The organism is Chryseobacterium sp. MP_3.2 (genome assembly GCF_035984805.1).
Lineage (GTDB): Bacteria > Bacteroidota > Bacteroidia > Flavobacteriales > Weeksellaceae > Kaistella.
In genome coordinates this window covers 1-24,961 of the sequence record NZ_JAXCHW010000001.1, presented here as the reverse complement: position 1 = coordinate 24,961, position 24,961 = coordinate 1, and the positions used below count along the sequence as shown (strand labels likewise).

Here is a 24,961-nt window from a genome sequence, read left to right as displayed (position 1 = left end):
ATTAGAGATTCCCTTTGCTAAGTGAAACGCCTTTGCGACCGTAATTTCAGAAGCATTTTTGTTAAAACTCTTTGCGTCTTTGCGTTAAGAAAAAACCGCAGTTTCAACACCTATTTCACCACCATTTTATTCCGCGGCAAGCCAATTTCACTTTCCTGCGGATATGGTTTTCGCCACGTCATGCTCACGTCTTCATTGATTTTCTTGTGAACTTCATAACTTTTCTGCTGATCTTCCGCATATCTCGGATCCGGAATGAAAGGCATTTTGGCCATCTTGAAAATCGTGATCGTGGGGAAATGAAAATCCACTTCAACCTGTCCCAATAACAAATAACAACCACCTCCCTGAAAAGGATATTTCTGCAAATTATCCGGGAAATGTGCCGTGTCGAAAAAGTTTCCTTCCACATCAATCCAGGTTCCAAAAAACATGGTTCCTTTCTTGGTCGGAACGTGTTTTCGGGAAATTAAATACGCCAACATTTTCACTTGTCGTTTATGATATTTCGGCAGATCATTTGCCATTATTTTACCCCGAAATTTCGTTTGCAATAAATCAAAGGGACTGCAGGAAACGGAAAATCCCAAAATTTCTATTTCATCAAAAGCGTCTTCAAACCGATTTCTGTTTAAGACCGGAAGTTGATATTCCTGAACAGGTGTTTCAAAAAAAGTTGGCAACCGATATTCTGGTTTAAAATGGATCATGAGCAATCTGGCTTCAATCAAAAGTTCATTTTTCGGTTTATCGGTAAAACGAAAAGCACCTACAAAAATCAAGGTCTGCAAGGTTTCAATTCCCACTGGAACGCGTTTGATAAAGTTTTCCAACGAGGTGTAATCTCCATTCTTTTCTCTTTCTTCGGGAATGAAGTTCGCGATCCGGCTTTCGAGTTTTTCAATGTGCATGAAGCCTAAAAAAACATCTTCGCCGTAAACCGTGGTTTCAAATAAACCTTTATTCACACACGGATTATTAATTTTTCCACCGCCCATTTTACATTCGTGAACATAAACTTCTGTCCGATAAAAACCACCACCATTATTGATGGCCGAAACCATAAATTCTATGGGATAATAGACCTTTAAATACAAACTCTGATAACTTTCTACCGCATAAGAAGCGGAGTGAGCTTTGCAAAAAGAATAACCCGCAAACGATTCAATTTGCCGATAAACTTCTTTTGATAATTGCTCGGGATGACCTTTTCGCGCACAGGATTCAAAAAAATGTTCCCGAACTTCCTGTAATTTTTGGATGGAACGCGTTTTTCCACTCATCGCCCGTCGAAGAACATCACCATCATCTGCAGAAACACCTCCGAAATGAAGTGCAATTTTAATCACATCTTCCTGATAAACCATAATTCCATACGTTTCCCCAAGTTGCTCTTTAAAAACATCGTGGAAATATTCAAACTTCGTGGGATTGTTATGTCGGAAAATATATTCCCGCATCATGCCACTTTTCGCCACACCCGGACGAATAATAGAGGAAGCCGCGACCAAAGTTTTGTAATCTTCACATTTCAGACGCCGCAACAATCCTCTCATCGCTGGACTTTCAATATAAAAACACCCAATTGTTTTTCCAATGCTCAAATAATCATTGCAATTTTTATCATTTTTAAAAACGGCTGTTTTCTGAATATCAATGTTAATTCCCTGATTTTTCTTCACGAGTTCCAAAGTATCTTTAATCGTCCCCAATCCGCGCTGCGAAAGGATATCAAACTTTTCAAACCCAATATCTTCCGCCACATTCATATCAAACTGAACGATGGGAAAACCTTTTGGCGGCATTTCCAAAGCCGTATAATTGGTGATCGGTTCCTGGGAAATAATAATTCCACAGGAATGCATGCTGCGTTGATTCGGGAATTTTTCGAGCAACATTCCGTATTTCTGCACGAGTTTTACGACTTTATTATTATCGTGAATTTCCATGGGATTTTTGGCCAAAACATCCAGTTCTTCTTTGGGCAAACCAAAAGCTTTCCCCACTTCCCGAAAAATGGAACGGTATTTAAACTCGACATTGGTGCCACAAAAAGCCACATGTTCTTTTCCAAAACGCTCAAAAATATAGGTCAAAATTTCATCCCGTTCCCGCCAACTCCAATCGATATCAAAATCAGGTGGATTATTTCGGTTTTTATTGAGGAAACGCTCAAAATAAAGATTCAGTTCGATGGGACAAATCTCTGTAATTCCGAGCAGATAACTCACAATGCTGTTTGCGCCACTTCCCCGACCAACATGCAGAAAACCCCGACTGATGCTGTATTTCACAATATCTAAAGTGATGAGAAAATATCCTGAAAAGTTCATTTCGGTAATGACTTTCAGTTCTTTTTCAATACGTTCGAGAACGATTTTGGATTTTTCGGGATATCTTTTCTCCAAACCATCATACGCGAATTTTCTTAAAAGGGCATCGTCATTTTTTTTATTTCGGGTAAAATGGATTTTGTTTTTTGGGGTTTTAAAATCAAAATTAAAGGAAGATTGATCTAAAATATATTGTGTGTTTTCAATGATTTTCGGATGATTTTTAAATTGTTCTTCAATCATTTTTACGGACTGAAAAACTTCATTTGGGGAACAAAAATTTTTTTCCGAGAGTTTTGAAATCAACGTATTCTGATCAATGGCTCTTAAAATTTTATGAAGATTAAATTCCTTTTTCGTTTTAAAGGTAATCGGATGCAAAACGACCATTTTATCTAAAAACCTTTTCCATTCCGGTCGAATTAAAAGATTTAGTTCTTCTGCCCGAACTCCGATAAATTCATTCTCCTTTAAATATTCCGGAATATTTGCAAATGGATAAATGACAAAGACTTTCTGAAAATCGGGGGAAACTTGGGGAAGTTCTGCACCGTCACAATTGTGGTTGGTTAGCAAACGGTTGATCTCCGCAATTCCAGTTTCGTCTTTGGCAATCGTAATATAAAGGAGTTGATTTTCTTTACGGATTTCTACGCCAACAATTGGTTTAATATGGAATTTTTCACATTCTTTTTTAAAATCATAAATCGCTGTTACGGTATTGATGTCGGTCAAAACTAAACTTTTCGCGCCGGAATCTAGGGCTTGCTTCACCAGTTCTTCAACCGATAAAGTGCCGTAACGTAAGCTGTGAAAAGTGTGGGAATTGAGGAACATTTTTGAGGTTGAGGTTGAGATTTAGAGATTTACTGAAATTATTTACTCGCAAGGGACGCAAAGATTTTTTTTACACTTTTGATGAATAATAAGGTCGCGAAAGCGTTTCTCTCAGCAAAGGGAAGTTGCTGTGAAAAACATTTCGGAATTTTCAACATTAAGAATGCGTGCAGGAATTAAGAGAATTAAGATTTCCTTCGGAAATTGAAATATGTTAGACTTTTGTGATTAAAGTATTTTTTAATGCCGCGAAGGAAGGATTTGAACAAATACTGAGATTTATAAAAAATAATTTAATCTCTGTAATCTTTCATGGATTTAATTTTATTCCCAAGGAAATTTTTTTATTAATCGAAGTTGAGGCAGTCCACCACCGTGAAATTCGGAATTTGGATATTCTTCAACCCATTTTTCAAAATTATCTGCGATGTAATATATATTCCAACCGTTTTCATCTATTCCAACTTTTTGCAGACTTTTTTTCTTTTCAATAAGACTTTCACCTTTTAAAATTTTTTCAGTCATTTTTTACTTTGAGATTTTTACAGAGTACACACCACTTTTTAGATTCAGGATTAAAGAGTTTTTAAAATACTTTTAAGCTTATAATACGAATATATTTAATTATACTATTTTCCCACACTGATATTCAAGTTTGGCAATTCTACCTGCAATTTTACCTTCGCTTTTAAAGCAGTAAAAACTTTCAATAAAGTATCTATTGTTGCATTACTGGCGTTACTTTCTAATCTGGATATTTGAGCTTTTTGTACCCCTACTAATTTCCCTAATTCTTCTTGGGTCAAATTCCTTTCCATTCGGGTTTCCTTTATCGCCTTACCAATTAAATCCATTTGAAGTTCATATTCAAATAGGTCACGTTCAGATGTTCCAATTTCTCCTATCAATTGATCTTGAACTTGATTTAAAGAATATGTTTTCATTTTTTCTTATTTTTTAATTGTTGATCTGCAAAATATTTAATTCTTGCATTAGTTGCTTTTTGAACTTCGTTATCAGGAACTTTACTCCTCTTTTTTATAAATCCATGGGTTGAAATAACCAATGTTTGTTTGGAAGAAGTTTTATCCCCAGAATGCAAGAAGTCGATATTGAAGACCTTGATAAAGCGTTCTAAATTGGCTTCGCCGAACCACTTCGTTAGGTTTCCCAAATTTCGTCCATCAATTTTTTGAAAAGTTCCGCATCGTGATTGATTTGGGACTTACGAACATTATAAAGAATCTTTTCATAATGCTTCTTTTCCAAGTCCACTTAAAAACTCAAATGCTTGCTCTAAAAAGATAATTTCAAAGAGATTCTTCATTTGTTAAATATTCGGTCGAATCAAAGATAAATAAAGTTTCGTTATAATGAAACTTATCAGATTCATTTTGTTTATATTTTCTTGATTAATTTGTCATAACTTATACATTTAAAGAAGCCAACTCAAATCCAGAAGCTCGTCCCAAAGCATTTTTACCAAATCGATTTTTCATGCGATCCATGGCTTGGTAAAGATTCATGAGTTCTTCGCTGTCTTCGAATAAATTCATTTGATAGGTTCCATGAACCAGGTTCGTAAAACGCAAACCAACCAATCGAAGTCGCATTCTTCGGGTATATAATTTCTCGAATAAATCCAAAGCAACTCTCGCCAAAGTGTGATCAATAGAAGTATAAGAGATTTTGCACTGTCTCGTTTCGGTATCGAAATTCGCATATCGGATTTTTAAAACCACCGTGGAAGTGAGCCATTTTTCTGCCCGTAATTGATAAGCCAAGGATTCTGCCATGCTCGAAATGAGTCTTTTCAGTTCAAAAATATCCATCGTATCATTGGTGAAAGTGTGTTCGCTGGAGAGTGATTTTCTTTCGGAATATGGAACAACGGGAGTTAAATCAATTCCGTTGGCTTTTTTCCAGAGTTCGCCCCCATTTTTACCAATCATTTGTTGCAAAACAGTTACAGGCATTTCCGCTAAAGTCTTAATTTTTCTGATGCCGATTCGGGAAAGCAACTGAAAAGTGACGTCTCCGACCATGGGAATCTTCCGCACCGATAAAGGATTTAAAAACGATTTTATATCGGGAGCAGGAATTTCAAATCTTCCAACGGGTTTAGATTCTCCGGTGCCGATTTTGGAAACCGTTTTATTCGTAGATAAAGCGAAACTGATGGGTAATCCCGTATTTTTCGTCACGGAATCTGCAATTTCTTTGGTCCATTGATAACATCCAAAAAACTGGTCCATTCCCGATAGATCCATGTAAAATTCATCGATGCTGGCTTTTTCTAAAACGGGAACTTTTTCCTGAATAATTTCGGTAACCTCTTTGGAAAATTTCGAATATCTTTCGTAGTCGCCACGAATTACTTTTGCTTCCGGACATAATCTTAAAGCCATCTTGATCGGCATTGCAGAACGCACGCCAAAATAACGTGCTTCATAAGAGCAGGACGCTACTACTCCACGATCTCCACCACCGATGATGACGGGAATTCCGTTCAGTTTTGATTCCTGTAACCTTTCACAAGACACAAAAAAAGTATCCAAATCCATATGTACAATTGCTCGATTCATGGGTACAAACTTAGTAGGTTTTATATCAATTTTTTGTACCTTTGTTGGTATAATTTATAGCAATGTCAATTTTATCAGAAAACATGCGGTATCTGAGAGCTCAGCAAAAATATGCGCAACAGAAAACCGCAGACGACCTTTTAATCACTCGCGGACGGTACGCAAAATATGAAGATGGCGCCACAGAACCGCCCATAGAAATCCTTATCCGCATGTCTAAATATTACCGCGTAAGCATTGATTTGCTCGTAGGAATGGATGTACGGAAATATTCTTTAGAAAAGATGATGCAACTGCCGGACAACCGAATTATTCTGCCCATTATGGTGGATGAAAAAGGGGAAAATCAAATAGAAATTATTCCAGAGAAAGCGCAAATGGGTTATCTGCAAGGGTACAGCGACCCGGAATACATTGAAAAATTACAGACCATTTCTCTGCCTTTTTTGAGGAACGGAAAATTCCGGGCTTTTCCCGCAAGTGGTGATTCCATGCCGCCTTTTAAAGATGGAACCTTCATCGTAGGGAAATATGTGGAAAATGTGAATGAGCTGAAAAGCAAGAAAACTTATATTTTCATTACCCAAAATGAAGGGGTGGTTTATAAAAGATTTGGAAAGAAAACCTCGAAATCAATAACCGTGAGTTCGGACAATCCTTTATATAAACCTTATGACATTAAACTTTCTGACTTGGTGGAGATTTGGGAATATGCCTGCAGTATTACTACGGCGGAATTTGAGACGGAGACTTTGGATATGATGACCGTGAAAGAGATGTTTTTGAGTTTGAAAAAGGAGATTGATTTGATAAAGAGAAAATAAGGAAACTTAACTTTCAGAATTTTTAACATTAAGGTTCATTAAGTGATGAAGAATTATTAAAATATCCTTCGGAAAATTAAGGTGAATTTAAACACCAATATCACAAATATTTTCACACCAATGACACCCATTCGGTAAAAAAAACCTCCCAAATTCAAAATGATTTGAGAGGTTAAAAATTGCCGTAAAATTTATTCTTCAGTATTGACTAATACTACTTTTTAATATTATTTTGTGATGATCAACTTCTGAGAAGCGCGATGTTCCTTATTTGAAGTAGAGATGATGTAAACTCCTGGTTGTAAAAATCCAAGACTTACTGATTTACTTTTTCCACTTTCTAAATTAACTTTCAAACTTTTAATTCGTTGACCAACATAATTCGTTACGGTTAATTCATAGTTGCCACTTTTCATCGATTTAATAAATACATTTCCCTCAGATTTAGCAGGATTTGGATAAATTGTGGGAGATTTATTATTGTTATTTTCGGTGGTTGCTAAAGTAGCTGTTTCTAAAATATTGTAGATCTGATTGGTTGCAGGATTATTAATCACCTGATGAATTCCTGATGGCCACTCAATTTCAATTTTGTCAAGGGCAGAAGCTGATCCGATACCGAATGTATGAACCAAAGTACTTCCTGTATATTGACCTGAAGAAGACGAAACTTGTCGGGTCTGAACTTTTCCATTGGCATAACAAACGATTCGGGCACCAATCCCGGAGCGGTTAGATTGTACGCCTTGTAAACGCAAACTGATCCAATCATTAGCTCCGCCAATATTTTTATACAATCCATGAATGAGTGTTGCAGAATAAGAAGGCGTGAAAATATCTGGATAACCATCATTATTATAATCAGAAACCGTGGAACAGTAATCCCGAAGTGGTGTTGTGGTCACACCATCTGCAGCTTGATTGGTGAAAGTTTCATCGCCATTATTAAGATACAATTTATTCAGGCGTCTTTGAATTGTTCCGTTATTTGAAACGGTAAGATCCAGAAAACCATCATTATTCATATCAAGCCAAGCTGATCCATAACCTGCTCCACCATCAACTGAAGGAGCAGCGTTGAGGACTTCAAAATTTCCATTCCCTAAGTTTTTGTAAAGAAAATTATGTTTGATATCCGCAAAATCATTAACGATCATAAAAAGATCCATCAAACCGTCATTGTTATAATCTCCCCAAGAACTTCCTTGTGAAGCCGATGCATCATTTGCGATAATAGAAGTTGTATTTTTCGTAAAAGTTCCATCGCCATTATTATGGTAAAGGCAGTTATTCTGCCCTGGCAAAGAATTATTAAAATAATTCACCACATACATATCCTGAAAACCATCATTGTCATAATCAACCCAAGAAGCACTGTAGGTATTAAAATCATCGGTCACTATTGCACCTTCTGTAATTTTGGTAAAAATTCCGTCACCATTATTATGATACAAACGATTTGGCTGTGTAAAGTTATTAACAATTTCAGCCTAAAAAATAAAAAAAACTATCTTAATTCTTTAAGAAAAGTTGTTGGAGATTGGGTCGCATCATAATTATCTGTTGTCACGGAAAATGTTCCATCCCCATTGTTTGCAAATAAAGTTGTGGGAGAACTAATGTTGCCTACAATTAAGACGTCATCAAAACCATCAGTATTATAATCAGCCCACGAAACACTGTAGGTTTTTATAGGCGTTTCTACCAAAGTTCCTGTACTTACTTTCGTAAATATTGTGCTGCTAAAGATTGGGTGAGAAAGACAAAAAGAGTCACGATTAGCAATTTTTGCTGCAATAAACTACTCTTTTTCTGAAACTGGAAAAAGTCGATTTTTTTCATAAAAAATTATTTGTTAAGAGATTATACGGGAGATGATCTCCTATTTTTGACCAATAAAATTATTAATATCTCTATAAAAACCTAAGGCAGAACAATTTAGGGATACATTTAATTAATTCTTTAAACTTCTGACTTAAAATATTGACGATTACAAAAGAACAGAATGGTCGCATAAATAATATGCGTTTTAGAAGAAAAATTCCCAAATCTTAAATTAGTTAAATAAACAACGCGCAGGATCAAACTCATTGGGGCGTAGAAATTGCTGATTACAAAAAGTCAAATACTTTAATAACACAAAAAAAATAATTTTATGAAACGTGACGGTGAAAATAGAAGCTTATGGCAAGACGTTCAAATGCCATCATCAAAACCAATGAATGAGGACAAAAATTACGATGTAATTATTGCAGGCGCAGGAATATCAGGAATTACAGCAGGTTACCTTCTCCAGAAAAGCGGAAAAAAATGTCTAATTATTGAAGCTGATAATATTGGTTTCGGTACTACTGGAGGAACTACAGCACATATCAATACTTTTTATGATGCTCAATATGACCAAGTTATTGCCGATTTTGGGGAAGAAAATGCCCAACTTTTAGCTCAAACCGGACCTGAAGTTATCAATCAAATAAAATCCATCATCGCCGAACATCATATTGACTGCGAATTTGCTGATCGAGATTCCTATATCTTTTCTTTGGATAAAGATCAAACCAAAAAATTAGATGATTTATTTGAAGCGACCCAAAAAGTGGGTATTCCGACAGAAAGAATATCATCAAACCCCTTTCCTATTCCTTTCGACACTATTATTAAAATCAAAGATCAGGCACAATTTCACCCCACAAAATATATCGAAGCGGTAAGCGAAGAATTTCTAAAAATGGGCGGAACAATTTCTCTGGGCAAGAAAGTTACTGAAGTTTCCGAAAAAGATAAGATGGTAGAAGTAAAAACCGACAATTTCACGTACAAAACTCAGGATTTTATCTGGGCAACACATGTGATTCCCAATATGAATCGTATGAATTTTCTCGCCGCACCTTATAGGAGTTATGTTTTGGCATTTACTTTACAATCGGATGATTACCCAGAAGCTCAAGGTGCAGATATGTATGAGCCATATCACTATTACAGAACGCAGGAAATTGACGGTCAAAAGTACATTATTGCCGGTGGTGAAGATCACAAAACCGGTCAGGAAGAAAATCCAGAGGAACGATTTGAAAATTTAGAAAATTATGTAAGACAATATTTTGATGTTGACAAAATCACACATCGATGGTCATCTCAATTTTATACTCCGACAGATGGTTTGCCGTTTATTGGAAAAAGTCCGGGAGATGAACATATTTATTGGGCAACAGGTTTTGATGGAAATGGAATGACCTTCGGTACGCTTTCTGCGATGATGATTTCGGACTGTATCATTGGAAAAGCAAATAAATATGAGAAACTATTTAATCCTTCTCGGCTTAATGTTAAAGCGGGAATTGCAGATACGCTGAAAGAAACGGCAGATGCAGTTTTCCATTTGATTGCTGATAAATTTACCGCAGAGAAAATTGAAAATTTAGAACAAATAAAAAATGGAGAAGGAAAAACGGTTTCTTTACAAGGGAAAACTCTGTCAGTTTATAGAGATGAATCTGGAAAGTTATTTGCCGTGAAAAGTTCTTGCACCCACATGGGTGGGACTATAGGCTGGAATAAAACGGAAAAATCCTGGGATTGTCCGTGTCACGGAGCTCGATTTGATATTGAAGGTAAAGTTTTAAACGGACCTGCGACGGTAGATTTAGAAAAAATAGAATTGCCGAATTAAATTTCAACATTTCTTTACCTCTTTTTTAAAATTGCGAATCCCTTTTGATTCGCTTTTTTTTATTAAAAATTTTGTGGATTAATTAGAAATCATTCGCCGGTTTCTTTATTGTATTCTCGTAAGCCAAACTTTTATTTTTCTTTCCGATAAATAAAATAGGAAATTAAGAGACAAATATTAACCAAAACCGCAAATCCATTAGACAAAATAATAGGCAATTCATCCTTCAGAACACCATACCAAACCCAAAGCGAAAGTCCGATAATTAAAGCTAGGATCATCCACAAGGATAGATCTTCAACGTCTTTTTCTTTCAAAATTTTGAGGAGTTGCGGCAACATTGCCACAGACGTAATTCCACCCGCAACAAGACCTAAAATATTTTCGTCCATGTTCAATTATTAGAAAACTAAAGTAAGCAAAAGTAGCGGAATTTTAAAGAGAAATAGAGAACTGACATTCTCCGAAGTTTTACTTTGTCTTGCCTTCTTGTTTTTCTACATATAATTTATTCACCAAAGTCATCACGATCGCGATAAGGGGAGTTGCCAGCAAAACGCCCCAAAATCCTGCAATAACACCCATTCCAACCTGACCAAAAACCAATAACGCAGCTGGAACACTCACCATTTTTTTCTGAATTAAAGGTTGCATGACAGCGGTTTGAATAATTTGAATAAAAGTATAAAGTCCAAGAACCCATAACGCAGTGTTGGTTCCCTGCATTAAACCGAGCAAAACAGCCGGAATAAGCGCAATTAAAGGTCCAAAATTGGGGATAAAATTAAGTATTCCCGCCACTAAAGCTAAGGTTAAAACCAAAGGCATTCCCAAAATCCAAAGCCCTAACCCACTTAAAACGGCAATAAAGAAAAACCCAAAAATCTGACCTTTCAACCAATTCTTCAGAATATGATGCAATTCATCCCACAAATTTTCCGCTGTGGCTTTACCTTCTGGCGGAATAAGATGAATGAGCCCTTTGCGATAAACTTTCGGACTCGCCGTAAAAAACATACCCAATAAAACCACAATATAGAGATCGCTTAAAATTCCAAAAGTAGATGAGAAAAACGATTTGATCGTGGAACTTGCTTTTCCAGAATCCAGAGAATTCGTAGAATAATTCAGAATTTTTTCACCTAACGGTCTTTCCGAAAGCCAACTTTTCGCATGCTCCAAGGTTTGAGGCAGTTTGTCTGAAAGTTCATTCACTTGCGAATTTAAACGTGCCCCGACAAACCAAAAGAAAATTCCTACAATAATGATATTCAAAATCACAGAAAGAATAAGCGCATATGGAGAACCCATTTTTAACTTCCTTTTTAAAAAATCTGCACACGCATGAAAATAAACGCTCATTAAAACACCTGCAAGAACTAACAATAAAAGATTTAAAAGCGTAGTAAATAAATACGCACTCAGAAAGACCAAAAGCACAATTCCAGTCGTGATCCAAATTTTATTTTTAAAAGTTTTATTATTGTCGGGAGTGGAGGTTTTTTGGTCCATAAAATGATTTTCAAAAAATTTTGAAACGGAAAATGTTTCGGAATTAAAGGCTTATGATATTAAAAAATTCTGGAATAAAAAAAACATCAAATATCAAACCCAACTATTTATCTTATTTTTAACATATAAAATTACCAGAAGATGAGCTTAAACAAATGGTCCCGAATTTACTACAACAAAATGGTAGAAAGCATCGCCTTTTACCCCGCTTTAATTGCCGTAGGGTTTTTGTTTCTGTCCTATTTCATGTTGGTTCTGGATTTTTCTCCTTTCGGAAAAGAACTAAAAACTAATTTAAGTTGGCTCAGTTTAAAAGACGCTGGAACCGCTCGAACCATTATTTCTACCGTTGCAGGTGCCATTATTTCCCTCACCGTTTTTAGTTTTTCTATGGTGATGATCGTGCTGAATCAAGCGGCATCACAAATGAGCAACCGGGTTTTGACCAGCATGATCGAAAACCGTTTTCAGCAGGTCATTCTCGGAATTTATATTGGAACCATCGTGTATGCTTTATTTTTATTGAGTACGATCAGAGACATTTCCAGTGGAATTTATGTTCCCGCACTCAGTATTTATCTTCTGATTTTATTGACGGTTGTGGATATTTTTCTCTTTATTTATTTTCTGGATTATGTAACGCAAACCGTGAAATACGAAACGGTGATTGATCGTGTAAAAAAGCAGACTTACCAAACCATGGAAAAAGATTTTGAACCCATTAAAGCAGACTTGCCAACGTGGGACCATCTATCTGCCCAAGAAATTAAAGTTAAAAAATCTGGATATTTTCAAGGATTTAATGAAAAAAAAGTGTTGAATTACTGCGCGGAAAATGATCTGTATATTTCCTTCTATTTTTCTCAGGGAACTTTTATTTTAGAAAATACGCCATGTTTGCGCGTTTATGGAAAAGAGGAAATTACGAAAGACCAATTAAAGATTATCTCAGATTCTGCAGATTTTTTCAGCGGACAACCGATTGACAGAAGTTCAGATTACGGTTTCAATCAGTTGGCAGAAATCGCGCTGAAAGGTTTAAGTCCCGGAATTAATGATCCGGCAACTGCAGTTCTTAGTCTTCACGCGCTATTTTCTTTACTTCAATATAAAATGACGCATGAACTTCCCGAAATTTTATTTGATGACCAAAAAACCGCAAGAATTTATCGCCCAACTTCCACTTTTTTAGAGAGTTTTGAAAAATGCATTGTCCCGATCTGGAATTACGGGAAAGAAGATCAATATATTCAGGATGAATTATTGGCGATGATGAAACAATTGAAAAGCTTGGATTTAAGAAGAAAATTTAGCAGTTTGTTTGAGAAATGGATTCCGAAGATTGAATCAGCGAAAAAGAATAATTAAATTCCACCTGAACTTTCAAAAATTAAAATTGAGTTTTTTAAGTGATCATTCGTTTAAAATTTTTGAAATAATTTCTAGGTCATCTATTCAAAAGGAGCCAATGTTTATGGCTATATTTGCAAAAATTTTCCACTTAATTTTCTTTCCTTTATGTCTTTACCTTACTTTAATCCATTTGTGAATTTGATTTTCGATGAGCAATTTTGTTTTCTTACAGGCGATTTAACCACCGAAAAAATGAGCGTTTTTCCAGAATGGTTGATGGAGCATTTTAAATTCGGTACCGATCGTATTGAGATGATGGACAAATCCAAATCTTACGAATACCAAGATTTGCAATTGCCGTGTTCACCCCGCGTAAAGAAAGCTTTTGAAGAGTTGGAAGAAAAAATTCAGGCTGTTTATCAATTAGGTTTCGAAGGTATGAATGCACTTGATGAGCACTCGCTTTTTCTCTGGACCGGCAGAATGGTGTATGGAATGCTCTACCACGAAATGCGCTATGAAAGCAACCGACAACTCAAACTGCGGGATCAATTTAATTTGTCTGCAGCACTTCGGGAACGGTTTGGAAATTTTCATCTGATGTTGCAATCCATCGTAGAACCCATCACTTTTTTAGGTCAAAAACCTTGGAGTATCGCGGTTTTTCCGCTTAAATATTCTGCGGATATTTTCAGTTATCGAGATGATACGGTGAATCTACTCTTCCAGTTTGGCGTCAATGGTTTTGGTTTTATTGCATGTTTGCAAGACAATGGAATAATTGGGGAAAAGCAGGAAGACATCCTGGAAAAAATGGAAGGTCACGTGCTGCATCCCATTCAGTTTGAAGAATTATTCGCGCGCTTTCATTACTCTGATTATATTTTGCAGTATAAACCCGAATATAAAATTGAAAACACGGAAAAGGGAATTTCCATTGAAGCAATCCCAATTACTGCGACAGCAGATCGTCCTATTTTCGGTTTTTGGGATGAAGATATTTTTGCGCAACTGCTCTCCAATTACTGGTCGGTGTACGGAATCCAGCGGGAAGATATTTTGCAGTTCCAGAAACCACCCCTCAGTTTTTTGGAAAAACACTACTCAAAGGATTTTATTCTACCGGAAGGAATTGATTTGCCGTTTTAAAGGATTCAGTTAAAAAAAATTGTACGAAATTATTCGATGCCGGAATACTACTCAAAATAGATTCCATGATTATGCGGAAACTCGGTGAAAAAATTGAAAGCCTTCATCTGATCGTTCAACATCAAAAAAGGTCTGGCTTACAAGACCGCAAATCCCGCGATATGTACTATTCCAACGTTCAACAAAATGAAGACACGATGGATATTTTCTTTCAGGAATAAAATTTGTTTCTATAAATAAATATTTTAGAATTAATGCTTTGAATGAGCAGCTGGACTTTGATTGATATTAAAACCAGTTTATGATTTCGAAAATAAAATAAATATATTCATTTAATTACTGATTATGAAAAGATCCAAAATCACCCTTCTCGCGCTTGCGTCCGTACTTGTATTTTCCTGTACCACGCTGCAAAATACTTCTAATGAATCAACGTCACAGGAAGAAAGTCAAAATACCTCCAACAGCATTGATCGTTTTGCCGATATTGAAGTCCTCAAATATGAGGTTCCAGGTTGGAAAGAATTAACCTTAAAAGAAAAAGAATACGTGTATTACCTGAGTCAGGCAGGATATGCAGGTCGGGACATGATCTACGATCAAAACTATAAACACAATCTTAAAATCCGCCGTGCCCTGGAAAATGTGTACCAGAATTTCACGGGGAATAAGAACACAGAAGATTGGCGAAATTTCGAACTTTATCTGAAACGGGTTTGGTTTGCCAACGGAATCCATCACCACTACTCTAACGAAAAGATGAAACCCACCTTTTCAAAAGCTTATTTTGAGCAACTTTTACAGGCCACCAAGACGAAGATGGAGCCACAGGTTGCTGATATCCTCTTTAACAATGTGGACAATAAAAAAGTAAATCTTGATCTGAGCAAAGGTTTACTCCGCGGTTCAGCCGTGAATTTCTATGGGGAAGACGTTAGTTCTGAAGAAGCAGAAAGATTTTACGCCGCGATGAAAAGTCCCGATTCGAAACGGCCATTATCTACGGGATTAAATTCTCAACTGGTACAAGAAAACGGAAAAATCAGCGAAAAGGTTTGGAAGAGCGGTGGAATGTACGGTTCAGCCATTGACCAGGTTGTTTATTGGTTAGGGAAAGCAAAAACAGTCACTGAAAATCAAAAGCAGGCAGAAGGATTAGCCTTGCTTATCCAATATTATAAAACAGGCGATCTGAAAACCTGGGATGATTACAACACCGCTTGGGTTAGCGCGACCGAAGGTAATATTGATTATATCAACGGTTTTATTGAAGTCTACAATGATCCTTTAGGACACAAAGGGTCTTACGAAAGTGTAGTTCAAATCAAAGATTTTGACATGTCGCGAAAAATGGAAGTGCTTTCCAAGGAAGCGCAGTGGTTTGAAGATCATACACCCTTGATGCCGCAACACAAGAAAAAAAATGTGGTAGGCGTAAGTTACAAAACAGTGATCGTGGCTTCAGAAGCCGGGGATTCTTCTCCAAGCACGCCAATCGGTGTGAATTTACCAAATGCAGACTGGATCCGCGCTGAACATGGATCGAAATCAATTTCTCTCGGAAATATTATCGATGCTTATAATCAAGCCGGTGGTTCTGGTCGCCTGAAAGAATTTGTGAATGATTCGGAAGAACTTCGTTTGGCGGAAAAATATGGCGAGCTTTCCAGCAAACTGCATACGGCACTTCATGAGGTGGTAGGTCACGCGTCGGGACAAATTAATCCGGGTGTTGGAACGCCGAAAGAAACTTTAAAAAGTTACGCTTCTACCATGGAAGAAGGTCGCGCAGATCTGGTTGGACTTTATTTTCTGTACGATCCTAAATTGCAGGAACTAGGTTTAGTGGATGACTGGAAAGCCTTGGGAACAGCCGCTTACGACAATTATATCCGAAATGGATTGATGATGCAACTCGTGCGTTTAGAGCCGGGTGCGGATATTGAAGAATCTCACATGCGAAACCGACAATGGGTAAGCGCCTGGGTTTTTGAAAAAGGCAAGAAAGACAATGTCATTGAGAAAGTGATGCGAGACGGTAAAACTTATTTCAATATCAACAATTATGAAAAGCTTCATGATTTGTTTGGTCAGCTTTTGCGGGAAACACAACGTATCAAGTCTGAAGGTGATTACAACGCCGCGAAAAATTTGGTCGAAAATTACGGTGTAAAAGTTGATCAGGCCATTCACAAAGAAGTCTTGGCGCGCAACGCCAAATACAAAGAGGCCGCCTATCGCGGTTTTGTAAATCCCTACATCACGCCTGTGAAAAACACGAACGGCAAAGTAACTGACTATGTTTTGAAATATCCGAAAACCTTTTCGGAACAGATGCTGCAGTACGCGAAAGAGTATAGTTTCTTACCGGATCATAATTAAAAAGAAAGCCACTGGGTTTCGACAAGCTCAACCACCGAGAGATGTATTCTTATTGAAGATTCTGCTATTTCTTGTGCCTGAGCCTGTCGCGGTGCCTGAAATTGTCGAAGGCGGTTTTTAATTTCGAGCGGCCCCTGAGCTTGTCGAAGGGCAACCACCACGAGGAGCTCAACCTTCTCCACGGAAATTATATTACATTATCCGCTGCCTGAGCTTGTCGTGGTTTGGCTTCGACAGGCTCAGCCACCTCGACAGGCTCAGCCACCGAGGGAACAACCCTATCGACGGAAAAACTCTTACTGGTGCCTGAGCTTGTCGAAAGCTCAGCCACCACAAGGGCACTGACCACACCAGTAAAATATATCAAATATCGAATATCTGCTGGTGCCATAACTTAGCGCGGTGCCTGAGCCTGTCGAAGGCACTCACTCATCACTTTGATTATTTTTAGACAAAAGCGGCAAATCTTCAGGTCTATTTTCAATCAGCGCTTCTTTCTTTTTTCGACTCCAGCCCTGTACTTGTTTTTCTCTGTAGAATGCATCTGCAATGTTCTGATATTCTTCGTAATAGACCAAGACTACCGGGAGCCTTTTCCTGGTGTGGTTAGCTCCTTCTCCATTCTGATGTTGTAGTAATCGCAATTCAAGATTTACGGTACTACCAGTGTAGTAACTGTCGTCCGCACATTTTAAAATATACATAAATCCTTTAGCCATTAGAATCTTATTTTTTAATTACTTGGGACTTCGACAGGCTCAGCCGCCCCAAAAAAGCACTAACTTCTGGTGCCTGAGCCTGTCGCGGTGCCTGAGCCTGTCGCGGTGCCTGAGCCTGTCGCGGTGCCTGAGCCTGTCGCGGTGCCTGAGCCTGTCGCGGTGCCTGAGCCTGTCGAAGGCACCATCTAATTTCGAACGGTCCCTGAGCTTGTCGAAGGGCAACCACCTATACGATCCAAACATTTAATTAAGTTTTTAATTTCTGTAGATACCTATTAAAAAAAACTTTTTAATAGTATAACTGTTTATAAGCGGTCACTTTCTAAATGGTTTTTTAAAAGAAAGATGAGCAAAATTTGGAGTGCAACCACCACGCAGATTTTGAAGAAGAAACTTTTTTTGGCAGTTTTATGTTTAAAAAAAACCATGCCCAAGACGGCGCCAAAAGTTCCCCCCACAAAGGTGAGCATGAGCAAGACATTTTCCGAGATCCTACCCCGCTCTTTTTTCGCCAACCATTTATCCAGCCCAAAGGTGAGGAAGGTAATGAGGGTCATGGAAATGAGGAGGTATTTGGTGAGCATAATCGTGGTAGGAATGTTTGAAGTCAATAAAAAGAAGGGTCGCAAAGTAAAGATTAATTTCCTAATTTTTTACCTCTTAATTTGATAAGAGCGTTGTTGAGTGTATTGTTCATCTCCTCCCAGAAAAATACTCAAAGTAAATTTCATGATTATCCAGCAACTCGGTGAACAGATCGAAAGCGGTCATTTGATTTTCCAGCTTCTCCAAAAGTTTAGCTTCTATGTTTTCGAAATCACTTTTCAAAGCTTTACAAACTGCATCAACATCTTTAACGACTGCACATCTTTCATATTCAAAGTTTGGACTTAAATCCTGAAGATCGACTCTAATTTCATCGGAACTGACGGTGAGCCAGATTACGCGGCCACGGTTGTCTGAGTAAATTTCCATAAGGTTAAAATTAATCAATATTTTGATCGTTCCAGCAATTGACTATACTTTTAAGTTTTTTCTGTTTCGAAAAACCATATTCTTTACGAGTGGTGTCATTGTGCTTAATAAAAAAAATGAGAACTATTCTCAGGCTTAGTTTTTACTTTTTTTCCGATTTTGTTCTAACTGCTTCGCTTTGTTACTTTCATTTTGAGCATTTTGTGTGTTGGAGCCGTTTGTGCCTTTATTTTTATTTTGCATATTTGCGGCATTTTGTTCTGGAGTGATTTTCTTTTTCATTGTTTAAAATTTTAATTAATTGTTACTGTTGATCTGAATTCCTTGATTACTTAATTGAATAATTACCCACTCTATAGCTATCGAATTAGGGACTTTCGAACTAAATATTTCATTAATATATAAGTCGCCTGTTTCCGTATCCTTTGCTGGGTATCCGTAATTACTAGCGTAATCTGCCCAACCATCTAATTCTGCAACTGAAAACATAAATCTGCGAAGCATTGCAGGGTGAGCTAAACAAAATGCCAACTCAGTAATATTTAACGATTGTTGCGCTTTCTTTAAACACAAGTCTACCTCAAATTTTCCATTTAAATAAGTTGTTGTCTGATTAAAAATAATCTCACAACGATAGCCTGCCATTTCTAAAGCATCGACCAATGCACAAATCATCGCACCTCTTTGGATGATCACTTCTGAATTTATGGTCCATGAAAAAGATATTGAACACACCAAGGTTACAATCTTACCATTAAGTTCTTGTTCTGTACACTTTTTAATTAAAAAATACTCTGGCGAGCTACTTAGAAACATTCCTACATCAATTACATTTCCCGCAAAAGCATGCTCTGGAATCCATTTTTCTATTTTAGAACTTACAATTTCAGATAATTCCATACTCATTTTTTTTACTTCGTCCATTCCTTCAGTCCATCCCCGCTTCCTTCACGCCGTTGTGAATTGCTTTCAAAAATTATTATCTTCGGGACGAAGAACAACAAAACGGCAATTAGTTCGATGCTGAACTTGGTTGTGAATTGCTTTCAAAAATTATTATCTTCGGGACGAAGAACAACAAAGCACCTGAAATCGCAAAGATTATAAACGTTGTGAATTGCTTTCAAAAATTATTATCTTCGGGACGAAGAACAACGGCCTAAAAAAGAAGTGATTAGCGAGATTAGTTGTGAATTGCTTTCAAAAATTATTATCTTCGGGACGAAGAACAACTTTCCTGCAACTATTGATAATGCACTTGGTGTTGTGAATTGCTTTCAAAAATTATTATCTTCGGGACGAAGAACAACGTATATATGGTTACTCCTCCACTCTCCGCGGTTGTGAATTGCTTTCAAAAATTATTATCTTCGGGACGAAGAACAACTCAAATGAAGAATTCGACAAATTGTTTTCGGTTGTGAATTGCTTTCAAAAATTATTATCTTCGGGACGAAGAACAACTTAAAGACAATGATACTAAAATACATTCTAGTTGTGAATTGCTTTCAAAAATTATTATCTTCGGGACGAAGAACAACTATTATAGACTAGAAAGCGTCGCATTGTCGGTTGTGAATTGCTTTCAAAAATTATTATCTTCGGGACGAAGAACAACTTTCTTTAAGAAATTAGAAGCTTTGGATCAGTTGTGAATTGCTTTCAAAAATTATTATCTTCGGGACGAAGAACAACGCAGTTGGTGGCAATACAATTAATCAACAAGTTGTGAATTGCTTTCAAAAATTATTATCTTCGGGACGAAGAACAACTTACAAGTTTCAGAATACGAGGTACTATTTGTTGTGAATTGCTTTCAAAAATTATTATCTTCGGGACGAAGAACAACAAAGGATGAACTTAATAAAACTCCAACACCGTTGTGAATTGCTTTCAAAAATTATTATCTTCGGGACGAAGAACAACAATGTAAGTGAAATTATCACGGCAATTATAGTTGTGAATTGCTTTCAAAAATTATTATCTTCGGGACGAAGAACAACACAATGGATTGCAGGTATCTTAAGAATACCGTTGTGAATTGCTTTCAAAAATTATTATCTTCGGGACGAAGAACAACAAAATGAGTGAAGACTTAAACAAAGTTATTGTTGTGAATTGCTTTCAAAAATTATTATCTTCGGGACGAAGAACAACTTCTACCGTTTTAGAAAGGGTATTTGAAGTGTTGTGAATTGCTTTCAAAAATTATTATCTTCGGGACGAAGAACAACCCGATGTAATTTCTTAACATGTAAATCCGTGTTGTGAATTGCTTTCAAAAATTATTATCTTCGGGACGAAGAACAACATAAAAACAGAAATGGCAGTTATTCCAGGAGTTGTGAATTGCTTTCAAAAATTATTATCTTCGGGACGAAGAACAACCATACAAATTGTTTTTCCGCTTCATTTTCGGTTGTGAATTGCTTTCAAAAATTATTATCTTCGGGACGAAGAACAACTGAAAAGGCTAATCCCACAAAGTCATATGTGTTGTGAATTGCTTTCAAAAATTATTATCTTCGGGACGAAGAACAACATCTTATTCCTGGTTAAAGTCCGATGAACTGTTGTGAATTGCTTTCAAAAATTATTATCTTCGGGACGAAGAACAACTTTTGTAGTTCCTTTTCGTTTATTGCGTTTGTTGTGAATTGCTTTCAAAAATTATTATCTTCGGGACGAAGAACAACTCCAAAGGCATATTTCCAAAACTCATTTTAGTTGTGAATTGCTTTCAAAAATTATTATCTTCGGGACGAAGAACAACGAAATTAACGATACTACACCGTCTTTAACGGTTGTGAATTGCTTTCAAAAATTATTATCTTCGGGACGAAGAACAACCAGAACGTAAATAAGGACGTTATAGCGTGGGTTGTGAATTGCTTTCAAAAATTATTATCTTCGGGACGAAGAACAACAAACAAAATCATTTTCACAGCTGAAAACGCGTTGTGAATTGCTTTCAAAAATTATTATCTTCGGGACGAAGAACAACTAAAAAAACATCTGGACCAACACCTGGTGAGTTGTGAATTGCTTTCAAAAATTATTATCTTCGGGACGAAGAACAACCTTAAAAGTTAATCCACTGATTTTCAGTGGATTTCTTTTGTTTTTAGAAAATATTTTTTAGAATAACTCAAGCTGTTGATACATTGGTGGCGGCTCTTCTTTATTCCTGGCAAAAAATATTTCAATGTCCCCGAATTGCTTATCTGTGATACACATGATGGCTACTTTGCCCGCTTTTGGGAGAATTGCTTTTACTCTTTTCATATGAACTTCTGCATTTTCCCGACTTGGACAATGTCGCATATACATGGAAAATTGGAACAGCGCAAAACCATCATCCAGCAATCTTTTTCTAAAAAGATTAGCATCTCTCATATTGGCTTTTGTTTCTGTTGGTAAATCATATAAAACCATTATCCACATAATTCGGTAAGCATTAAACCTGTCGGCTTTCATATCAACTCAGGATAAGAAATAAGGCGTTTGTCTCTTGTATAACATTTATATAGAGAAGATGCAGTAGTTTTTACAGCAACCATTAACGGCCTCTTGAGTCCGTCTATTTTAACATCTTTCGTTGCAATTTGTAATAGATAGGCCTTAAAATCTTTGGTTAATTCTTCGGTATCAGGATTTTTTTCTAAAAAGCTCATCACCAATAAATCGACAAAGGGACGATAAGGTTCCATTAAATCATCGGCTAAACAGTAAGGGTTGTATTTATTTTTATGGAAAATCCCTAATACAGGAAGCAATCCAGTCTCTACAATCGCTCTTGCAACAATACTCCGAAGAACCGCATATCCAAAATTGAAGAACTGATTAGGTGACTCCCCAAATCTTTGCCGAAGGAAATCTAAACTGATCAGATATTTCCAGTAATGTTGTGCAGCGACTCCCTCCATATTAGTAATGTCGCCACTTTTCACGTTATTTTGATAGCCAATCATTGGTTCATAATAATTTCCCAACTGGAGCAAAACTTCTTTTTGATTTTCAATTTTACATTCTATCGTTTGTTTCCACAATTGTTTTTTAAGCGGTTCACTTGCTTCCAATTGGTCTTTTACCCGGTCTGAATGTTGGGTGTGACCGTGCAGGGGAAGCATTATTCCGTGTGGAAGATGATGCGCATCACAACTGATGATCACCACATTGTTTCCCATCATTTTCTGTATCAGTTGATGGGAAATGGTGATTTGAAAATGATCCAGCATGAGTAATCCTAGATCTTCAACGGGAACTCTTCCTTTAATTTGTCCACTATCGGGTTCCATGATGCACATCTGCTCATCTTTTAGTCTGAGATATGCTGGATTGCCTATGTAGATAGAGCGGGTGATCATAAGCTTAGACTATTGATTTAATATTCGCCGATTTTTACGATATCTCCTAGGTGATTAAGGCGAACTTTGATAATCTCATTTATTCCCCCCAATCCTTCTCTTTTCCATGTAATCCCTTTAGACAAAGACTTGTCTTCAACATTAGTTTCTAAGTGATGTCGGAAAAAATAATCCCTAATTGTAAATTTCTGCACCCTAAACAAATTCGGACTTATTAATTTCTTATTATTAACATCTAATAAATCAATTCCTTTAGGATTAAAACCTGTATTTGAATTTGGGAAAACAAAATATTCATTCTGCTTCATAGTAAACAAAAATTGCCACCCCAAACCTTGGTTATAATCTTTTGAAATAATTGGCTCACCTGCATTTACTAATTGCACCGCTTCAAATAATGATACTACCCTTTCCTGCAAATTTCCTTTTTCATCCCTATAAATCGCAACATGATGGTTATTCCCAGTACTCACAAAATCTACAGGAATCTTTTTATCATTCTTATCTAAAATATCATTTCCTAAATGGTCTTTTTTATAATGCAAAAATTCTGCATTTTTTACCCCAGAAATTGTTACTCTTTTAATAGAAATACCTTTTTCTTTATTGAGCCAAATAGGATTTTTATCTAAATCTGAAAATGCTTTTTTCGGATCACTACCGTATTCTTCCAAGCGATTTTTCAAAATTCTTTTTACGCCTTCGTCTAATATTTTATCGATCGTTTTTATATCTTTAAAATTCTCCGGAGTAATATCTTTTCTTATGGAATAATCTTCTTCCAGCCAAGTTAATTTAACCGTTTCGGGCAGCTTTTCTGTTTTCGCTTCATCAATATAAATCGGATTTTTACTAAGAAAATTTTTACCAGTAAATGCTTTTTTAGAATCGTTTTCATTTTCGGAAAGCCTCTCCATTAAAAGTTTTTTATACACTGCATTTGAAACCTTTTCAATGGTTTCTTTATCAAATCTTCCGCTTACTTTTTCTTCTTTATTTACATAATATTGGTATTTTCCATAAACCGTCTCTTTATGCAATTGTCCACGAGGAGTGAGTTCTACCTTTACTTTTTCCCCTTCTTTATTTTTTGTCTTATTCTTGTTTTTGGTTACAACTTTATTTTTTGCTTTATGTGAAACCAATACATTTTCCAAATGTTCTTTAGCTTGTTCTCTGAAATTTGTAATCGGTAAGTTAAATACACGCTTTTTGTTTCCGTCATCATCATAAATCCACGTAGTTTCCTTTCCTTCAATACCTATTATTACGTTATGTTTTTGATGATGTTCATCTTTTCTCGCATTTAAATAATTGAGAAACTGTATATGACTATTCTTCGTAAAAGCTACGGTTAAAGCATCCATGGCATGATGGCGATGGTCATTCCGTTTGCTCCAATCTACAATACGTTCTTTAAAACTACCGTCTTTCTTTTCCACCATTTCTGTTAAGCCTAATTTTTTAAATTTATCAAAATTAAGCTCTTGCATTATGTTGATTAAACCCCAGTCTTGGCGCAATTTATCCGTAACACTTCCAGTAGTTGGTGTTACAACTCTGCAAATTTCATATAAAATATTTCTTGCTTTCTTAGCAATATACTGGCTGTCTCTCAAATCTCTATCAATAAAACCATCTCCAATTTCAGATTCTTGTTTCTGTAATTTTTGGTATTTTGCTATGGTAATTTTCTTTTCTTTATAAAGTGTTTCTACGGTTGCTAAATATTTTTCAAAAGTGTCTGCGGATTTATTGGACATATAATCATTTGCTGTTTTATTTCCTTTATCCAAATTTGACTGTCTTGGAACCAATACTTTATTTGAAAAGCTATCATCAAAAACTTTTGACTGCGGAATAATGTGGTCTATATCATAATCTTTGCTGTAGAGTTTTTCATAACTAATTTTTTCGTCCGTATATAAATTTTTAAAAGCATTGAAAGACAATTCCTGATACAATTTGTACCGAACAATATCATTCTTACTTGGGTTTTTCACGTTGGGAAAATCCTTTTTAATGGTATCTCTTATTTTATCATTATCAAGTTTTGAAGCATTGATATTTGTAGTCATTTCTGCCCTTTCCTTTGCATTTTTTTTAAGTTCCCGTGCTAATTCTATGCGAATTTCATCAAATTTAAAATACTTGGTAATATGGAAAAAACGCTCAAATTGACCACCAATTTTCGGAGCAAATTGACCACCTGTTCCGGAGTAAACTGACCACCAAGATTCGGAGCAAATTGACCA

Annotated in this window: 22 protein-coding genes, 1 pseudogene and 1 CRISPR repeat array; of the genes and pseudogenes, 6 read left to right on the top strand and 17 right to left on the bottom strand. The window is 36.3% G+C overall.

Features of this window, described 5'->3' with window-relative positions; translation table 11 throughout:
- Positions 1–110: 110 nt before the first annotated feature.
- The 5 genes from RCH13_RS00115 to dinB form a co-directional block, all read right to left on the bottom strand.
- Positions 111–3,170, bottom strand: a complete 3,060-nt coding sequence (locus RCH13_RS00115) for a DNA polymerase III subunit alpha (protein ID WP_326985176.1) — start codon at positions 3,168–3,170, stop codon at positions 111–113.
- A gap of 324 nt (positions 3,171–3,494) precedes the next feature.
- A complete protein-coding gene (locus RCH13_RS00110; RefSeq protein WP_326985175.1) occupies positions 3,495–3,695 on the bottom strand; it encodes an Imm27 family immunity protein in 201 nt (66 codons plus the stop codon).
- A gap of 104 nt (positions 3,696–3,799) precedes the next feature.
- Positions 3,800–4,114: a helix-turn-helix domain-containing protein gene (locus RCH13_RS00105; protein WP_326985174.1), complete on the bottom strand. Its 315-nt coding sequence runs from the start codon at positions 4,112–4,114 to the stop codon at positions 3,800–3,802.
- Entirely contained in the window at positions 4,111–4,344 is a 234-nt protein-coding gene (locus tag RCH13_RS13905; protein WP_442784604.1) for a hypothetical protein, read from the bottom strand. The genes RCH13_RS00105 and RCH13_RS13905 overlap by 4 nt, the downstream gene beginning before the upstream one ends.
- Before the next feature lie 253 nt (positions 4,345–4,597).
- Positions 4,598–5,755, bottom strand: a complete 1,158-nt coding sequence (dinB, locus tag RCH13_RS00095) for a DNA polymerase IV (protein WP_326985173.1) — start codon at positions 5,753–5,755, stop codon at positions 4,598–4,600.
- A gap of 62 nt (positions 5,756–5,817) precedes the next feature.
- Here dinB and RCH13_RS00090 point away from each other — a divergent pair, with 62 nt between their 5' ends.
- A complete protein-coding gene (locus tag RCH13_RS00090) occupies positions 5,818–6,579 on the top strand; it encodes an XRE family transcriptional regulator (RefSeq protein WP_326985172.1) in 762 nt (253 codons plus the stop codon).
- Between the two features lie 227 nt (positions 6,580–6,806).
- Here RCH13_RS00090 and RCH13_RS00085 read toward each other — a convergent pair whose 3' ends face one another.
- Together RCH13_RS00085 and RCH13_RS00080 are read right to left on the bottom strand one after the other, a co-directional pair.
- Positions 6,807–8,033 (bottom strand): FG-GAP-like repeat-containing protein, encoded by a 1,227-nt coding sequence (locus RCH13_RS00085; protein ID WP_442784603.1) that lies wholly within the window; start codon positions 8,031–8,033, stop codon positions 6,807–6,809.
- Between the two features lie 53 nt (positions 8,034–8,086).
- Positions 8,087–8,287, bottom strand: a complete 201-nt coding sequence (locus RCH13_RS00080) for a hypothetical protein (RefSeq protein ID WP_326985171.1) — start codon at positions 8,285–8,287, stop codon at positions 8,087–8,089.
- 447 nt (positions 8,288–8,734) lie between these two features.
- Here RCH13_RS00080 and RCH13_RS00075 point away from each other — a divergent pair, with 447 nt between their 5' ends.
- Positions 8,735–10,249: an FAD-dependent oxidoreductase gene (locus tag RCH13_RS00075; protein WP_326985170.1), complete on the top strand. Its 1,515-nt coding sequence runs from the start codon at positions 8,735–8,737 to the stop codon at positions 10,247–10,249.
- A gap of 131 nt (positions 10,250–10,380) precedes the next feature.
- Here the strand turns inward: RCH13_RS00075 and RCH13_RS00070 are convergent, their stop codons facing one another.
- Together RCH13_RS00070 and RCH13_RS00065 are read right to left on the bottom strand one after the other, a co-directional pair.
- Complete coding sequence (locus tag RCH13_RS00070; RefSeq protein WP_326985169.1) at positions 10,381–10,641, bottom strand: SemiSWEET transporter; 261 nt, start codon at positions 10,639–10,641, stop codon at positions 10,381–10,383.
- A gap of 79 nt (positions 10,642–10,720) precedes the next feature.
- The gene (locus RCH13_RS00065) at positions 10,721–11,761 is read right to left on the bottom strand and encodes an AI-2E family transporter (RefSeq protein WP_326985168.1); all 1,041 of its coding nucleotides are present in this window, start codon (positions 11,759–11,761) and stop codon (positions 10,721–10,723) included.
- A 141-nt stretch (positions 11,762–11,902) separates the two neighbouring features.
- On the opposite strand from RCH13_RS00065, the gene RCH13_RS00060 reads away from it, so the two are divergent.
- From RCH13_RS00060 to RCH13_RS00045, 4 genes are all read left to right on the top strand, one after another.
- On the top strand, positions 11,903–13,129 hold the full coding sequence (locus RCH13_RS00060; protein ID WP_326985167.1) for a DUF2254 domain-containing protein: 1,227 nt from the start codon (positions 11,903–11,905) through the stop codon (positions 13,127–13,129).
- Positions 13,130–13,279: 150 nt separating this feature from the next.
- The gene (locus RCH13_RS00055) at positions 13,280–14,263 is read left to right on the top strand and encodes a hypothetical protein (RefSeq protein WP_326985166.1); all 984 of its coding nucleotides are present in this window, start codon (positions 13,280–13,282) and stop codon (positions 14,261–14,263) included.
- A gap of 71 nt (positions 14,264–14,334) precedes the next feature.
- Entirely contained in the window at positions 14,335–14,484 is a 150-nt protein-coding gene (locus tag RCH13_RS00050) for a hypothetical protein (RefSeq protein WP_326985165.1), read from the top strand.
- 124 nt (positions 14,485–14,608) lie between these two features.
- The gene (locus RCH13_RS00045) at positions 14,609–16,645 is read left to right on the top strand and encodes a dipeptidyl-peptidase 3 family protein (protein ID WP_326985164.1); all 2,037 of its coding nucleotides are present in this window, start codon (positions 14,609–14,611) and stop codon (positions 16,643–16,645) included.
- A 425-nt stretch (positions 16,646–17,070) separates the two neighbouring features.
- Here the strand turns inward: RCH13_RS00045 and RCH13_RS00040 are convergent, their stop codons facing one another.
- The 8 genes and pseudogenes from RCH13_RS00040 to cas9 form a co-directional block, all read right to left on the bottom strand.
- Positions 17,071–17,364, bottom strand: coding sequence for a GIY-YIG nuclease family protein (locus tag RCH13_RS00040; protein WP_326985163.1), 294 nt, complete (start codon positions 17,362–17,364; stop codon positions 17,071–17,073).
- Positions 17,365–17,669: 305 nt separating this feature from the next.
- The gene (locus tag RCH13_RS00035) at positions 17,670–17,948 is read right to left on the bottom strand and encodes a DUF1294 domain-containing protein (protein ID WP_326985162.1); all 279 of its coding nucleotides are present in this window, start codon (positions 17,946–17,948) and stop codon (positions 17,670–17,672) included.
- A 109-nt stretch (positions 17,949–18,057) separates the two neighbouring features.
- On the bottom strand, positions 18,058–18,339 hold the full coding sequence (locus tag RCH13_RS00030; RefSeq protein ID WP_326985161.1) for a hypothetical protein: 282 nt from the start codon (positions 18,337–18,339) through the stop codon (positions 18,058–18,060).
- A 135-nt stretch (positions 18,340–18,474) separates the two neighbouring features.
- A complete protein-coding gene (locus RCH13_RS00025; RefSeq protein ID WP_326985160.1) occupies positions 18,475–18,621 on the bottom strand; it encodes a hypothetical protein in 147 nt (48 codons plus the stop codon).
- A gap of 15 nt (positions 18,622–18,636) precedes the next feature.
- Positions 18,637–19,272: pseudogene (locus RCH13_RS00020) on the bottom strand (DUF7192 family protein); the annotation flags it as partial.
- Between the two features lie 22 nt (positions 19,273–19,294).
- A CRISPR array of direct repeats spans positions 19,295–21,420; the repeat unit is 47 nt; unit sequence GTTGTGAATTGCTTTCAAAAATTATTATCTTCGGGACGAAGAACAAC.
- A gap of 57 nt (positions 21,421–21,477) precedes the next feature.
- Entirely contained in the window at positions 21,478–21,816 is a 339-nt protein-coding gene (cas2, locus tag RCH13_RS00015) for a CRISPR-associated endonuclease Cas2 (RefSeq protein ID WP_326985158.1), read from the bottom strand.
- A complete protein-coding gene (cas1, locus tag RCH13_RS00010) occupies positions 21,813–22,706 on the bottom strand; it encodes a type II CRISPR-associated endonuclease Cas1 (protein ID WP_326985157.1) in 894 nt (297 codons plus the stop codon). The genes cas2 and cas1 overlap by 4 nt, the downstream gene beginning before the upstream one ends.
- 17 nt (positions 22,707–22,723) lie before the next feature.
- Positions 22,724–24,961, bottom strand: a 2,238-nt coding sequence (gene cas9, locus RCH13_RS00005) for a type II CRISPR RNA-guided endonuclease Cas9 (protein WP_326985156.1), incomplete at its 5' end; no start/stop codon positions are given.

Coding starts and splice junctions, on each gene's coding strand:
- RCH13_RS00055 (WP_326985166.1), top strand. CDS start 13,280: ATGTCTTTACCTTACTTTAATCCATTTGTGAATTTGATTTTCGATGAG.
- cas2 (WP_326985158.1), bottom strand. CDS start 21,816: ATGAAAGCCGACAGGTTTAATGCTTACCGAATTATGTGGATAATGGTT.
- RCH13_RS00110 (WP_326985175.1), bottom strand. CDS start 3,695: ATGACTGAAAAAATTTTAAAAGGTGAAAGTCTTATTGAAAAGAAAAAA.
- RCH13_RS00065 (WP_326985168.1), bottom strand. CDS start 11,761: ATGGACCAAAAAACCTCCACTCCCGACAATAATAAAACTTTTAAAAAT.
- RCH13_RS00105 (WP_326985174.1), bottom strand. CDS start 4,114: ATGAAAACATATTCTTTAAATCAAGTTCAAGATCAATTGATAGGAGAA.
- RCH13_RS00115 (WP_326985176.1), bottom strand. CDS start 3,170: ATGTTCCTCAATTCCCACACTTTTCACAGCTTACGTTACGGCACTTTA.
- RCH13_RS00090 (WP_326985172.1), top strand. CDS start 5,818: ATGTCAATTTTATCAGAAAACATGCGGTATCTGAGAGCTCAGCAAAAA.
- RCH13_RS00040 (WP_326985163.1), bottom strand. CDS start 17,364: ATGGCTAAAGGATTTATGTATATTTTAAAATGTGCGGACGACAGTTAC.
- RCH13_RS00060 (WP_326985167.1), top strand. CDS start 11,903: ATGAGCTTAAACAAATGGTCCCGAATTTACTACAACAAAATGGTAGAA.
- RCH13_RS00045 (WP_326985164.1), top strand. CDS start 14,609: ATGAAAAGATCCAAAATCACCCTTCTCGCGCTTGCGTCCGTACTTGTA.
- RCH13_RS00070 (WP_326985169.1), bottom strand. CDS start 10,641: ATGGACGAAAATATTTTAGGTCTTGTTGCGGGTGGAATTACGTCTGTG.
- dinB (WP_326985173.1), bottom strand. CDS start 5,755: ATGAATCGAGCAATTGTACATATGGATTTGGATACTTTTTTTGTGTCT.
- RCH13_RS00035 (WP_326985162.1), bottom strand. CDS start 17,948: ATGCTCACCAAATACCTCCTCATTTCCATGACCCTCATTACCTTCCTC.
- RCH13_RS00030 (WP_326985161.1), bottom strand. CDS start 18,339: ATGGAAATTTACTCAGACAACCGTGGCCGCGTAATCTGGCTCACCGTC.
- RCH13_RS00075 (WP_326985170.1), top strand. CDS start 8,735: ATGAAACGTGACGGTGAAAATAGAAGCTTATGGCAAGACGTTCAAATG.
- cas1 (WP_326985157.1), bottom strand. CDS start 22,706: ATGATCACCCGCTCTATCTACATAGGCAATCCAGCATATCTCAGACTA.
- RCH13_RS00050 (WP_326985165.1), top strand. CDS start 14,335: ATGCGGAAACTCGGTGAAAAAATTGAAAGCCTTCATCTGATCGTTCAA.
- RCH13_RS00025 (WP_326985160.1), bottom strand. CDS start 18,621: ATGAAAAAGAAAATCACTCCAGAACAAAATGCCGCAAATATGCAAAAT.